At 57.1% G+C, this 14,223-nt stretch carries 12 protein-coding genes; 3 read left to right on the top strand and 9 right to left on the bottom strand.

Features of this window, described 5'->3' with window-relative positions:
• Positions 1–107: 107 nt before the first annotated feature.
• The 4 genes from QPL98_RS13275 to putA all read right to left on the bottom strand — a co-directional run bounded on the left by QPL98_RS13275 (position 108) and on the right by putA (position 7,217).
• Positions 108–716 carry an integrase arm-type DNA-binding domain-containing protein gene (locus tag QPL98_RS13275; RefSeq protein ID WP_227548960.1) on the bottom strand — a complete coding sequence of 203 codons (609 nt, stop codon included), beginning with the start codon at positions 714–716 and terminating at the stop codon, positions 108–110.
• 273 nt (positions 717–989) lie between these two features.
• Positions 990–2,255, bottom strand: a complete 1,266-nt coding sequence (locus tag QPL98_RS13270; protein ID WP_278349919.1) for an MFS transporter — start codon at positions 2,253–2,255, stop codon at positions 990–992.
• 2 nt (positions 2,256–2,257) lie between these two features.
• Positions 2,258–3,469 carry an MFS transporter gene (locus QPL98_RS13265; RefSeq protein WP_278349918.1) on the bottom strand — a complete coding sequence of 404 codons (1,212 nt, stop codon included), beginning with the start codon at positions 3,467–3,469 and terminating at the stop codon, positions 2,258–2,260.
• 118 nt (positions 3,470–3,587) lie between these two features.
• A complete protein-coding gene (gene putA / locus QPL98_RS13260) occupies positions 3,588–7,217 on the bottom strand; it encodes a bifunctional proline dehydrogenase/L-glutamate gamma-semialdehyde dehydrogenase PutA (RefSeq protein WP_199453291.1) in 3,630 nt (1,209 codons plus the stop codon).
• 199 nt (positions 7,218–7,416) lie between these two features.
• Here putA and QPL98_RS13255 point away from each other — a divergent pair, with 199 nt between their 5' ends.
• Entirely contained in the window at positions 7,417–7,869 is a 453-nt protein-coding gene (locus QPL98_RS13255; protein WP_011785524.1) for a winged helix-turn-helix transcriptional regulator, read from the top strand.
• A gap of 1 nt (position 7,870) precedes the next feature.
• Positions 7,871–9,007, top strand: a complete 1,137-nt coding sequence (locus QPL98_RS13250; RefSeq protein WP_303293405.1) for a glycerate kinase — start codon at positions 7,871–7,873, stop codon at positions 9,005–9,007.
• Here QPL98_RS13250 and QPL98_RS13245 read toward each other — a convergent pair.
• Positions 8,996–9,637 carry a Crp/Fnr family transcriptional regulator gene (locus tag QPL98_RS13245; RefSeq protein ID WP_153741387.1) on the bottom strand — a complete coding sequence of 214 codons (642 nt, stop codon included), beginning with the start codon at positions 9,635–9,637 and terminating at the stop codon, positions 8,996–8,998. The genes QPL98_RS13250 and QPL98_RS13245 overlap by 12 nt on opposite strands.
• A gap of 112 nt (positions 9,638–9,749) precedes the next feature.
• Between QPL98_RS13245 and QPL98_RS13240 the strand changes: the two genes are divergently transcribed.
• Positions 9,750–9,938, top strand: a complete 189-nt coding sequence (locus tag QPL98_RS13240) for a DUF2892 domain-containing protein (protein WP_011785527.1) — start codon at positions 9,750–9,752, stop codon at positions 9,936–9,938.
• 89 nt (positions 9,939–10,027) lie between these two features.
• On the opposite strand, the gene QPL98_RS13235 is transcribed toward QPL98_RS13240, so the two are convergent.
• The 4 genes from QPL98_RS13235 to pheS all read right to left on the bottom strand — a co-directional run bounded on the left by QPL98_RS13235 (position 10,028) and on the right by pheS (position 14,113).
• Positions 10,028–10,393 (bottom strand): MerR family transcriptional regulator, encoded by a 366-nt coding sequence (locus QPL98_RS13235; protein ID WP_011785528.1) that lies wholly within the window; start codon positions 10,391–10,393, stop codon positions 10,028–10,030.
• Positions 10,374–10,676 (bottom strand): integration host factor subunit alpha, encoded by a 303-nt coding sequence (gene ihfA, locus QPL98_RS13230; RefSeq protein ID WP_011785529.1) that lies wholly within the window; start codon positions 10,674–10,676, stop codon positions 10,374–10,376. The genes QPL98_RS13235 and ihfA overlap by 20 nt, the downstream gene beginning before the upstream one ends.
• A 3-nt stretch (positions 10,677–10,679) precedes the next feature.
• Complete coding sequence (gene pheT, locus QPL98_RS13225; protein WP_014420987.1) at positions 10,680–13,052, bottom strand: phenylalanine--tRNA ligase subunit beta; 2,373 nt, start codon at positions 13,050–13,052, stop codon at positions 10,680–10,682.
• A 62-nt stretch (positions 13,053–13,114) separates the two neighbouring features.
• A complete protein-coding gene (gene pheS / locus QPL98_RS13220; protein WP_011785531.1) occupies positions 13,115–14,113 on the bottom strand; it encodes a phenylalanine--tRNA ligase subunit alpha in 999 nt (332 codons plus the stop codon).
• Between the last annotated feature and the right edge of the window lie 110 nt (positions 14,114–14,223).

Below are 14,223 nucleotides of genomic sequence, written 5' to 3'. Positions count from 1 at the left end.
GGGAAATAGGCAAAAATCGAACAAAACAGAGGGTGATAACGCCAAAATCGCGCTTGAATGGCTTTTTTTCGAGTTGAAAAGCGATTCAGCGATAAATCAGGCGTTAATCAGACCCTCCTTAGCTTCGCCATGCGGGTCACACCGCGACTAAGCTGCGCATCGACGACCTCTGTGACATTACCCTTTTTGACATCTTCAACCGCAAGCTGACCAATTTTAGGAAGCACGTCCTTTTCAAAGAGCCTACGAACCTCTGCACCGCCATCTTTCCGGTTTTTAAGGTCAATATCCGCCCAATGTTCGAAAAGCTCTTTCACTGTCTTACGGGCGGCCTGGCGTGCCTTTTCCGCTTCTGCGGCCTCTCGCTCAGCCAGCAGCCTGGCCATCTCCGCCTCATGTGCGGCCTTACGTGCATCTTCCTCCGCTTCCAAATACTCCCTCAAATCCCGAATGCCAGCTTGATATAAGCGAGATAGCTCACCGGCCTTCGTTCGCGCTTCTCGCAAGGTTAAGCCATCTTTACCTGACTGGTCGTAGTTGCCTACAGGGAGGAAAACCCGTTCACCTTGCGAATTGGTATATCGGAAGTAAAACAGCCTGTCTCCGCTTTTCAGAATGCGAGCCATAAAACGCCCACAGCCTCTCGGAGCATCCTCAGTCAACCAGACAGACTTGCCTGGCTTGGAGTTCATCTGCTTGTCTGTAATCGTCCCCATTTCCATCCACTTAGTTGAGGCCGGATTCTCGTCACCGTTTGGTCACCGTTTCTCGATCGCTTAAACTGGATGGTATTGGATTCCGTTAGAAAACACAAAAAGGAAAAATCAATCAAATCAGTAAGAAAGGTTTTTACGGTGGATTGGGTTAGACTCTGTTGGATGGCCATGTACCTTTATGGGGTGCAAGGGGTCGTAGGTTCAAATCCTACCGTCCCGACCAGAATTCCCTACACAAAGCCCGGGCCGAAAGGTCCGGGCTTTGTCGTTCTATCAGGCAGCGACCGCCTGCCCACGCTTCTCCCAGGGGTATTCCCGAATCGGCAGGTGAATCAGTGCCGACAACGCCCCGACGCCTACACCGATCCACCACACCAGCGTGTAGTTATGGTAGAGGTCGTACAGGGCTCCACCCAGCCAGACACCAAGAAATCCGCCAAGCTGGTGCGAAAAGAATACCAGGCCATAGAGCGTGCCCATGTACTTCAAGCCGTAGATGTGCGCAACCAGGCCAGACGTCAGCGGTACCGTTGCCAACCACAACGAACCCATCGCCACCGAGAAGAGCACAACGCTTTCAGGAGTGATGGGCGCCATGATAAAGGCGGCAGAGACGATTGTTCGTAACAGGTAAATCGTCGCCAGAAGGTACTTGCGCGAGTATCGGTTACCCAACCAGCCGGCCATCAGTGTGCCACCGATATTGAACAGACCGATCAGGGCAATTGAAATGGCGCCGAGCCCGGACGCTGACGTTACCCCCAGCACGTAGATCAGGCTGTCCGGCGTAATTGGCCCACACATTTCCGTAATAAACGCCGGAAAATGCGCGGTGATGAACGCCAGTTGGTACCCGCAAGAGAAAAAGCCGATAAAAATGAACAGGAAGGAGGGGTCTTTCACCGCTCGCTTCAGCACCACCCCCATCGGCTCATCGGTCGATACCGAGGGCGCCGCCTTGGGTGCCCGCATAAACAGAAGGGCAAGCATCGACACCGTAATGAAACCGGCCAACACCATGAACACGCTTTGCCAGGGCATCTGGCTCAGCAGCGCCTGCGCGACGGGCGGGCCAATGATCTGCCCTGCAGAACCGGCTGCGGTTGCAATGCCCAGCGCCATGGAGCGATGCTTTTCCGGGGCAGAGCGCCCTACGACAGCGAGGATGACCCCGAATCCGGTTCCGGCAATCCCGAACCCAACCAGGATTTCCAGAAGCTGGTGCTGGCCCGGGGTAATGGCGAATGCCGAGGCAACCAGCCCGACCACGTAACAGATACCGCCCACCAGGATAGCTTTGCGATCACCGTAGCGTTCGGCAAAAGCTCCAAAGATCGGCTGCCCGATGCCCCAGAACAGGTTCTGAATGGCGATGGCCAGAGAAAACGACTCCCTTGGCCAGGCAAATTCCAGGGCAATCGGCAGTTGAAACAGACCAAAAGAAGCCCGCACGGAAAAACCAACCAGAATAATAATACAGCCTGCGACAAGTACAGGGTTGATCAGTCGATCATAGGTGCCGGAGGCCGTGCCAGACATGGTTACAGATTCCCGGAGCTGAACAGTCGGTGCGCCACAATAAGCGCGAAGCCAATCAGTATACCTGAAGCAGCGAAAGCCAGTGTAAAGCCGCTCAGTTCAAGTAGCAGACCAAAGAACAGGGGCGCCAGAAAGTGCACCGCCCGGTTTGCCATCAAACGCATACCCAATGCCCCTGCACGCCGCTCCCGTTCCACGGATTCCGCCAGAATCACCATGGACAAAGGCTGGGTGAGGCCCGAACCGATACCCACCAGCATGGCCAGGGCTGCCATCAGCATGACCTGCTCAGACACGCCCAGCAAAGCCAGGCCAGTGGCGAGGGTTCCGAGCGAGAGCAAGACTGTCGGGACGCGCCCCCCCGCGAGACCAATAATGCGCGCCATAAACGGCCGAACCAGCATAGAAACGCCGGCACGAAGACTGACCAGAACTCCGATTATCAACGGGCTGATGGCCAGGCTCTCCAGGTACACTGGCAAATAGCTTCCGTAGACCCCGAGTGCGAACATCCCCAATACCGTGACCAGAATCGACAACTGCACCCCACGGTTACTGCCGACAAGCTGCCATTGCGCCCGGAAACCCGCCTGCTTTCGGGTAACGTGAATACGCTCCCTCGCCTGCCCGGTCAGGCGGAGTGTTACAACGCCCGAGACCAGCGCAAACAGAGCCATTACCAGGAACACGTACTCGGTACCGGAAGACTTCAGCAGGACACCGGCCAGCAACGGGCCAATAACCTGCCCGCCCGACAGCCAGGTGGCATACCAGCCAAAATACTGCTCCAGCCTCGGCCCGGTGCCCAGGTTGGAAATGATGGTTTGGGCGGCCAGAACCATCTGGAGGTGAGCCAGCCCCACCAGCAACTGACCAGTCACGAGGCCCGCATAGCCATACCACGCATGCATCGACAACAAGCCTGCCACCATAATGCCCGCCCCGGCCAGCAGCGTGGCCCTGCCACCAAACCGGCTCACGATGCCTCCCAGGGGAATGGCCAGCACCAGCGGTAGCAGATACTGGGCGCTTAACACTGCACCCAGAACGAGCGGAGAGGCGCCAAGTTGAAGTCCATACACAGGCACTGCCACAATCAGCATTGAGTAGACGACAAAACACAGCGTCAGTGACAGACAGACCGCGAAGAAATTTTGCGAGGCCTCAGAGGCTCCCCCGGAAGAGTCGCGGTGGCTGGAATGGTTGCTTTGCAAGTAGATGCCCGATTCGAATGATGTAGCTAAAACGGGCTATGGTAACGCGAATGGCTCGCAACAGAAACGCGAGGAAAGGAAAAGCCGGGGGAAGCACTCCCCCCGGCCCAAACCGGCTTTATTCAGCCGACGCAATCAGGCTGGCGTTACCACCGGCCGCTGTGGTGTCGATACACAGATGCCGCTCAATCACGTAGCGTTGATCCAGCTTGTGTTCTGTGATCACCGGCAACAGCGCGCCCTCACGCTTGCTCAGCGCCATGCGATACTGCTTGAGCAGCGGCTTCTCGGCTACGCTCACCACCGCTTCAAATCCGGTCAGGTGGCTCAGAGCGTCCGGATCAAGCATGCCATCGCTGGCAATAACCGGAAGTCCGGCCTTGATGGCATCGGCCAGTGCCTTCTCGGCACCCGGTGCAATCACTACCACCTTGTTACCCTGCGACAGGGCGGTGCCGGCCTGCTCAACGGCAGACTCGGCGTCTGGACCAAGGCACAGTACCAGCCCGCGACCATGGCAGGACAGATGGTTCTGCTCGCCCGTCGGCCCCGGCATCTCCTCGTACCCTTCGTCCAGAGGCGCCGGCACCTTACCGAAGAAGGGCTCCAGCAACGCCTGACGACCTTCCGCTTCCGGTACCGCTGCTTTGGCCAGCTTGTCGATCAGCTTCTGGGCCTTGTCGGTACTGAACACCTTGTCACTGGACTGAGCAGGCTTTTCAACCACCTCACCCCGCAGGAAACGGCGCACGTATTGCGGGCCACCGGCTTTCGGCCCGGTACCCGACAGTCCCTCGCCACCGAATGGCTGGGAGCCGACGATGGCGCCGATCTGGTTACGGTTAACGTAGGTGTTGCCCACCTTGATACGACTGGCAATGTGCTCGATCCGGCGGTCAACGCGGCTATGAATACCGAAAGTCAGACCGTAGCCCTTGGCATTGACGGCATCAATCACCTTGTCGATGTCCTTGGCTTCAAACGTAGCCACGTGCAGAACCGGGCCGAAGATTTCCTCTTCCAGTTCTTCAATTCCGCTCACCTGAAGCACTGCCGGCGACACGAACAGGCCCTTCTCCGGTACGTTGAGTTTCTTGAGCAGTTTGCCTTGCTGCTCGAATTTCTGGCAATGGTCGGTAATCTTCTTGCGGGCGTTTTCGTCGATCACCGGGCCCACATCGGTCGACAACTGCCACGGATCACCAATGCCCAGTTCCTCCATCGCACCGTAGAGCATTTCCAGCAGATTATCGGCAATGTCCTTCTGTACATACAGCATGCGAAGCGCAGAACAGCGCTGACCGGCACTCTGGAAGGAGGATGCCAGCACGTCACGCACCACCTGCTCCGGCAACGCGGTGGAATCCACGATCATGGCGTTCAGGCCACCGGTTTCTGCCACCAGCGGTGCATCCGGCTCCATGTGTTCAGTCATGGCCTTGTTGATCCGCTGCGCCGTGGCGGTTGAACCCGTGAAACACACACCGGTTACCCGCGCATCGGACGTCAGGCCGGAACCCACGGTGGCGCCGGTACCGGGCAATAACTGGATCGCGGCCCTGGGTATGCCGGCCTGATGCATCAGCTCTACGGCACGGAAGGCCAGCAGCGAGGTTTGCTCTGCCGGCTTGGCGACTACCGCGTTACCGGCCGCCAGGTTCGCCAGTATCTGTCCGGTAAAGATCGCCAGCGGGAAGTTCCAGGGCGAGATGCAGCACATCACACCACGGGCTTCGCCGTCATGCTTGTAACGGATGCCTTCGTTGGCATAGAACATGGCAAAATCCACAGCCTCGCGAATCTCGGCCACGGCATCCAGCAGGGATTTACCGGCTTCGCGGGTCGTCAGCGCAAACAGCTCGTGCACGTTCTCTTCGTAAAGGTCACCGACCTTACGGATCATGGCCGCACGCTCTTCCGCCGGTACAGCAGACCACTGTTTGAAGCCATCCTGGGCGGCGTCCAGAGCCGACGAAATATCCGCCTCTGAGGTATAGGTGATGTGGCCAACCAGATCGTCCGGGTTTGCCGGATTCCGTACTTCGACCACCTCATCACTCACGGAATCCACCGCCAGCACCGGGCCGCCCTTCCACTGATGGCTCTTGTAACGGTTTCGACCTTCATCAATCTCGGCCACCGTCACCGGATCGGTAATATCCCAGCCCTTGGAGTTTCTACGCTGATCTCCGAAGATTTTCGACGGATGCACGATCGCCTTGCTGGACAGGTTATGGCCAAGCTCCACCACGACATCAATCGGGTCTTTGGCGATTTCTTCCGGGGTGATGCTGGTATCCACAATCTGGTTAACAAAAGAACTGTTGGCACCGTTCTCCAGCAACCGGCGAACCAGGTAAGCCAGCAGGTCTTTGTGAGCACCCACCGGCGCGTAGATCCGGCAAGGCACACCACTGTCCTCCAGAACCTGATCGTGCAGGGATTCCCCCATACCATGCAGGCGCTGGAACTCGAATTTATCCCGACTCAGATCCTTGGCCAGTTCCAGCACCGCTGACACCGAATGGGCGTTGTGGGTGGCGAACTGCGGGTATATACGGTCGGTCATGCCCAGAAGCTTTCGAGCACCGGCCAGGTAAGCGACGTCGCTGCAGGCCTTGCGGGTGAAGACCGGAAAGTCTGACAGGCCCATCACCTGGGCACGCTTGATCTCGGCATCCCAGTAAGCACCTTTAACCAGCCGCACCATGATGCGGCGATCCAGTTTTTCAGAAAGCGCATAGAGCCAGTCCAGGGTCTGCGAGGCACGCTTGCCGAACGCCTGGACCACAACACCAAAACCTTGCCAGTCTTTCAGTTCCGGGTCGGACAGGATGGCCTCAATCACATCCAGGGAAAGATCCAGACGATCCTGCTCTTCGGCATCAATATTGAAGCCCATGTTGGCCGCTGCCGCCTTTTTGGCGAGCTTGAGTGCCCGGGGCATGAGCTCATTCATCACCCGCTCTTTATGCCCGTACTCATAGCGTGCCAGCAGCGCCGACAGCTTCACCGAGATACCCGGATTCGTTCTTACATCGCCTTTGCAGCGCTTGCTGATGCTGTCAATGGCATCAGAGTACGCCTGGTAATAACGCTGAGCATCGGCATCGGTGCGCGCCGCTTCGCCCAGCATGTCATAGGAATAGGTATAGCCCCGCTCTTCCTGGGACTTGCCGCGGTCCTGTGCCTCTTCAATGGTACGACCCAGTACAAACTGGCGCCCCATTTCCTTCATGGCCTGGCCCGCCACGGTTCGCACAACCGGTTCGCCCAGGCGCTTTACCAGCTTACGCAAGGTATCACCCACACTCTGGCGCTCGGAATCCTTCAGCAGGTTGCTGGTCATCAGCAGGGCCAGGGTGGCCGAGTTGATCATTCCGGATTTGGCTTTGCCCACGTGAGCGCCCCAGTTGCCCGAGGTAATCTTGTCTTCGATCAGGTCCTGGATGGTGAGGTTGTCGGGCACCCGCAGCAAAGCCTCCGCCAGGCACATAAGAGCCACACCTTCTTTGGTGGTCAGCCCATATTCGGCCAGAAACTTTTCCATGATGGTCGGGCGAGCGCTGTTGCGAACATCACGCACCAGCTCTGCCGCCCGGGCCGAAATCGCCTTTCGGGTTTCATCCGACAACTGGGCCTCAGCAATCAGCCGGTGAATCACTTCATGTTCATCTGCCAGGTAGTTTGCACGGATCGCCTGACGAATATCGTTAAGCTCCGGTGCCACAGATTGCTGAAGACTCATGGTGTACCCTCCTGATTGTTTGAATACTGACCGCATTTTAGCGAAGCAGGTACATGCAATTAGCCTGTTCAGTATCGAAATAGATTATTATTTTCCTTTTTTAGTACCTGAAAAGTTACCTATAAGCCTGCACTTTCGCTAATATTGGACGTTTCGGCCTTTTAAAAAAATTCATCCACTATCTCAAAGGATAGCAGTCATGGCAGATCTCGACAGAATCGATCTTTCCATCATCCGGGAACTGCAGAAGAACGGCCGTATTACCGTGACAGACCTTGCTTCCCGGGTCGGTTTATCAAAGACTCCCTGTCAGGTACGAATGAAACGGCTGGAAGATCAGGGATACATTACCGGCTACAGCGCCATGGTGAATCAGACCAAGCTGGGGCTCTCTCATGTTGCGTTCGCCCAGGTCACTCTGAATGACACCAGCAGCAAGGCACTGGCGGCGTTCAATGAGGCCGTCCGGCAAATCTCCGCGGTGGAGCAGTGTCATATGATGGCGGCGAATTTCGACTATCTTCTGAAAATACGTACCCGCAACATGGCTGAATACCGCCAGGTTCTGGGAGAACAGATCTCCAGCCTGCCCCACGTACTCCAGACCAGCACTTTTGTCGTGATGGAAAACGTTAAAGACCGAGGACAGTAAGATGCGGATCGTTGTTGCCCCCGACTCTTTCAAGGAATGTCTCTCAGCACAGCAAGTTGCCTCTGCCATCGCCCGTGGTTGGCGCAACGCTGCCCCGGAGGATGAGATTGTAGAAATCCCTCTCGCTGATGGGGGCGAAGGAACCACAGTGGCACTGACAGAGGCTCTGGGCGGGCAACTGCATACGGTGGCCGTCACGGGCCCGCTGGGTGAGCGTATCGAAGCCCGCTTTGGCCTGGCCAATAACAACGAAACCGCCGTCATTGAGGTAGCTGAAGCCAGTGGCTTGCATTGTGTACCCGCCGAGGCCCGTGATGCGCTCCGGGCAACCAGCCGTGGTACCGGAGAGATGATTCTGGCAGCCCTGAAACACCGGCCGAAAACATTGATCATGGGCCTGGGAGGAAGCGCCACAACGGATGGCGGCGCGGGCATACTGCAGGCTCTGGGGGCGCGCCTGCTGGATAACCAGAGCGAGGAAATCGGGCCCGGCGGCGCCGGCCTGGCAAGGCTGGCCACCGTTGACCTGGAACCTGCCATTCGTCGACTCAACGGCATCCAGTTGATTGTGGCCTGCGATGTCACCAATCCACTGCTGGGCCCGGAGGGAGCGGCAGCGGTTTTCGGGCCGCAGAAAGGCGCCAATGAAGACGACGTTCGTCAGCTGGACGCCAATCTTGCGCATTTTTCCCGTCTGGTTAAGGCGCAGGGCCTGGACATTGCCAGCTTTCCCGGTAGTGGCGCCGCCGGGGGTATTGGTGGCACGGTCAAGGGTATTCTGGGCGCCCGACTCCAACCGGGAATAGAGCTGGTGATGGAGGCCGTCAAACTGGAGCAGCATATCCGCAACGCGGATCTGGTGATCACCGCGGAAGGCGCCATCGATGCTCAAAGCGCCTTTGGAAAAACGCCGGCCGGCGTGTCCAGACTGGCGCATGCCTGCGGTGTACCAGTGATTGGCCTGTGTGGAAAATTAGGGGCTGAACTGGCTCCGCTCCATAGCGTTGGGTTAACAGCGGCTTTCTCGATCACCCCCGCTCCCATCACCCTGACGGAAGCCTATGGTCTGGCAGAAGCTAACCTCGAGAAGTCTTCGGAGCAGCTGGCGCGCCTGACGCACAGTTTCTCACGCCGGTGAAGCGGTTTTCCGTAATCCGGTGAGCTCAACCCGGCCGCGGGCTAACCGAACCTGGCCCCGGCGTTCGAGTTCTTTAAGCAGTCGGCTGACCACTTCCCTGGCCGTTCCCAGCTCCACGGCCAGCTCCTGATGGGTAATATTCAGTACACTCTGACCATCAGCCGCACGGGCCTGAAGCCACTCCGCCAGGCGCTCATCCATACGGTGAAACGCTACTTCTTCAACCAACAACATCAGATCGTCAAGTCGACGGCCATAGGACTCCATAATCCCCAGCCGGAACTCTGCCGACTGATCCATCAGCCGATCGAATAATCCGCGCGGGATAATGGCGGCTTCTGCCTCCTCTTCAACGATGGCTTCAGCCCGGTAGCCACGGCCCGTCATCAGACAGCCAATGGACAACGTGCAGATATCGTCAGCGCCCATACGGTAGAGCACGATGCTGTGGCCAGATGCTCCGGTCATCTGCACCTTGATACTGCCATCCAGCACCAGGGGAAGCCCCCGGCAATGTTCTCCGGCACTGAACAGCACCTGCCCGGGAGGGAAACGCATGGCCTGGAGACCCTCCAGGGCATCTTTGCGCAAGGAGTCATGTAGTGTGTCGAGAATACTGTGCCTGGCCATTCCGCATTGCCTTGTATCGAAAGTCGTCTGCCTGTGTGACTTTATCACTGAACCCGGCCAATAACAGGCCTATAGTCAAACCATCATCCGACATCACACAGGAGAGACCAAGATGACGGTAAACATGGGTTCCGCTGATCGTATTATTCGTGCCATCGTGGGTGTTGTCCTGCTGGCCCTGGTCTTTGTTGGCCCCCAGACACCCTGGGGCTGGATTGGCATTGTACCGCTGGCAACAGCACTGGTGGGAAACTGCCCTGCCTATTCCCTGCTCGGCATCAAAACCTGCAAAACAAAATAGGCCTCCAGGCACCAGAAACACAAAGGCCAGAGCAGCTCTCGCCACTCTGGCCTTTGTCGTTCTTCAATGCAGACAGGCTTACTGCTGTTTCAGCGCACCGGCGTGTTCAGCACATCCAGCACTTCCTCAAGCTCGGTGATCATCTGACGGATCAACTGCTTGTACTGTGAAGTATCATCCTTCACTTCGCTGCTGCTGAGCTTCTGCTTGGCACCACCAATGGTGTAGCCCTGATCGTACAGCAGGCTGCGGATCTGGCGGATGGTGATCACATCCGCGCGTTGATAGTAACGGCGATTGCCCCGGCGCTTGACCGGCGACAGCTGCGGGAATTCCTGCTCCCAATAGCGCAACACATGCGCCTTGACCGCACACAGCTCGGCTACTTCACCAATGGTGAAATAACGCTTGCCCGGAATAACCGGGAGCTCATTGTTATGACTGGGTTCCAGCATACGCTTCTACTTTCTGCTTCAGTTTCTGACCTGGTCGAAACGTAACTACGCGCCGTGCACTGATGGGAATTTCCTCACCCGTTTTCGGGTTCCGTCCCGGTCGCTGCTTCTTGTCCCTGAGATCGAAGTTGCCGAAACCCGACAACTTCACCTGCTCGTTGTGGCTGAGTGCGCCTCTGATTTCGTCGAAGAAAGCTTCCACCATTTCCTTGGCTTCCCGCTTGTTAAGCCCCAACTCCTCGTACAAGCGCTCTGCCATGTCCGCTTTCGTCAAAGCCGCCATCTGTCAACTCCTCAGTGTTGCCCCCAACTCTTCTTTCAGGGCATCGATAACCCCATTGAAGAGCGAATGCACTTCGTCCTCGTTAAGCGTGCGTTCAGGATGCTGCCAGAACAGGCTCAGAGCCAGGCTTCGGTTACCCTCACCCAGGCTTTCACCTTCGTAGACATCAAACACACGCAACGCCGTGAGGTGCTCGCCAGCATGTTTACGGGCCACATGTTCTACCTGGGCGAACGCCACATCGCTCCCGATAATGATAGCCAAATCCCGGCGAACTTCCGGGAATTTTGAAATATCTTTGAAATTAGGCACATAACCGGCAACGATCGAATTCAAGAATAGCTCAAACATCAGGATCGTGCCATTAAGTTCAAGATTTTTCTGAACTTGTGGATGCAGTGCACCCAGCCAGCCCACATGCTCGCCATCCCTCAACAGTTCCGCCGTCTGGCCCGGATGCAGCGCAGGGTGCTGGCTGGCAATAAAATCAACCTCGATGCCAAGCAGTCGGAACAGGCTTTCCAATTCCCCTTTTACATCAAAGAAATCCGTGGTTCTGCGACCGTTTACCCAGTTTTCGGGATTCTGGTTACCAACCACCACCCCTGCCAACATCGGCTGCTGACTGATGCCATCGGCATCCTGAACGAATCGCAAACCGGTCTCGAACAAGCGAATACGGGGCTGCTGCCGGTTCTGGTTGTAGCCCACGGTTTTAAGCAGGCCGCTCCAAAGCGTCGTGCGCATCACCGAAAGATCCGACGAGATGGGATTGGCCAACGCAATCCCCTCACGTTCCGGATCCACCAGCTGTTGAACCTTGGGATCAACAAAGCTGTAGGTCACCGCTTCCTGGTAGCCCTGGGCGACGAAAAAGTTACGCACAGCAGACAGCGGCCGAACCGCTTCTTCCCGGGCCCGCAGCCCAAGCGAGCCGGTTGGCTCGGTGACCGGCAGATTGTTATAACCAAAAATGCGACCGACCTCTTCGATCAGGTCTTCTTCGATGGAAATATCCGGCCGGAAGCTGGGCACACTGATACGCCAGCCGTCTTTCAACAGCTTGTCGATGTGCAGGCCAAGCCGGCTGAGAATCTCTTCAACGGTAGTGCGGTCAATTCTAAGCCCCAACACATCCGCCAGGCGCTGCTCACGCAGATCAATCACCCGCGCCTTTGGCAGGTGTTCCTTGCTGGCCACTTCGACAATTTCGCCGGGCTCGCCCCCGACAATAGCCATCAGCAGACCGGTTGCCCGCTCCATGGCATCCCGTGCCAGCTCATAATCCACGCCCCGCTCAAAACGGTGGGAGGCATCTGTATGCAGGCCATATTGACGAGCCTTGCCGGCCAGCGTGATCGGGTCAAAATAGGCGGATTCAAGCACCAGATCCCGGGTTTTCTCACTCACCCCGGAATGCTCGCCCCCCATCACACCGGCAATGGCCACTGGCTTCTCGTGGTCGGCAATCACCAGCGTTTCCGGAGTAAGCTCGACCTCCTGACCGTCCAGCAATACCAGTTTTTCGCCCGAGCCAGCCATACGCACAACAATCCCACCCTTGATCTCATCCCGGTCAAAGGCATGCATGGGCTGGCCCAGTTCCAGCATGACGTAGTTGGTGACATCCACCGCCGCATCAATGGAACGGATACCGGAACGACGCAGCTTCTCCTGCATCCAGAGCGGCGTTTCTGCCTGCAGATTGACGTTTCGCAGAACACGCCCCAGATAACGGGGGCAACCCTCAGGGGCTTCCACCCGGATATCAGGCACTTCCGAGTGCACCGCTTCCACGTGCGGAATGGAAGGCGCATTGGTGACCAGGCTGTTCAACACGCCCACTTCCCGGGCCAGGCCCTTGATGGACAGACAGTCGCTGCGATTCGGGGTTAGATCCACATCAATGGTGATGTCATTCAGCTTCAGATAGTCAACCACCGGCTGCCCAACCGGGGCATCCTCCGGGAGCTCCATCAGGCCGTCATGGTTATCGGACAAGCCCAGCTCGGATTCCGAACACAGCATACCCTCGGAGGGCTGCCCCCGGAGCTTGGCTTTCTTGATCTTGAAATTGCCGGGCAGCACAGCGCCCACCTCGGCAAAAGGCACCTTCAGCCCGTCGCGAACATTGGGGGCACCACAGACCACCTGCACGGTCTGCTCGCCATTGCTCACCTGACACACCCGCAGCTTGTCGGCATCCGGATGGGGCGCAACGGAAACGACCTCACCCACAACCACGCCGGAAAATTCGCCGGCCACGGCCTCAAAGCCGTCGACTTCCAGCCCCGCCATGGTGATCTGGTCCATCAACTCCTGAGAGCCAATGTTCGGGTTTACCCACTCGCGCAGCCACTGTTCACTGAATTTCATTATCCTGGTCCTGTCCTGATTCGGTTGATTCTGAGCCTGTTACGCCAATTCCTGGTGTCGTATCAACGGAACTGACGAAGGAAACGCAGGTCGTTTTCGAAGAACATACGCAGGTCTTTTACTCCATAACGAAGCATGGCCAGGCGCTCGACACCCAGACCAAAAGCAAACCCGCGATATTCCTCGGAATCAATACCGCAATATTCGAACACTTTCGGATGCACCATGCCGCAGCCCATCACTTCCAGCCACTTGATGCTGCCATCCGGCTCACGTCCCCATTCAATATCCACTTCCGCCGATGGTTCGGTGAACGGGAAGTAGGAAGGACGGAAGCGCACTTTCAGATCCCGCTCGAAGAACACCCTGAGAAATTCCTCCACGGTGCTTTTCAGGTCCGCGAAGCTGACATTCTTCTCCACCAGCAGACCTTCTACCTGGTGGAACATAGGGGTGTGAGTCATATCGGAATCACAACGATAGACCCGTCCGGGGCAGATCATGCGGAACGGCGGCTTGCCTGCTTCCATGGTCCGGATCTGTACCGGTGAGGTGTGGGTACGGAGCAAGGTACCCGGATTGAAATAGAAAGTGTCGTGCATGGCACGAGCCGGGTGGTGCCCGGGAATATTCAGAGCTTCGAAGTTGTGGTAATCGTCTTCGATTTCAGGCCCCTGCTCTACGCTATAACCGGCACGGGCAAAGATTTCCTCAATGCGCTGCAGGGTGCGGGTTACCGGATGCAAACCACCCAGGTCCTGCCCCCTTCCCGGCAGTGTTACGTCAATGGATTCCGCCGCAAGCCTGGCTTCAATGGCCGCTTTCTCAAGATCTGCCCGCCGTGCGTTGATGGCTTGCTCCACCTGCCCCTTGGCTTCATTGATCTTCTGGCCGGCCGCAGGGCGCTCCTCCGCAGAGAGCTTGCCCAGAGTTTTTGCCTGCTGGGTAATCACACCCTTTTTGCCGAGGTATTCCACACGAATTTGATCAAGCGCCTGCAGGTTGTCGGCCTTTTCTACGGCATTCAACCCGTCCTGAACCAGTTGCTCCAGGTTTTCCATTGACCCTGCTCCAAACCAGAAATGGGGTAGGTTAAAACAAAAATAGGGGAAGAGCGTGCCCTTCCCCTATCAGAAGGCGCCGTCATGAAACATGGGGCGCCCGGATCGAT

Origin of the sequence: Marinobacter sp. ST-43, from assembly GCF_030541085.1 — a bacterium.
Lineage (GTDB): Bacteria > Pseudomonadota > Gammaproteobacteria > Pseudomonadales > Oleiphilaceae > Marinobacter > Marinobacter nauticus.
This window is presented reverse-complemented; position numbering and strand designations above follow the sequence as displayed.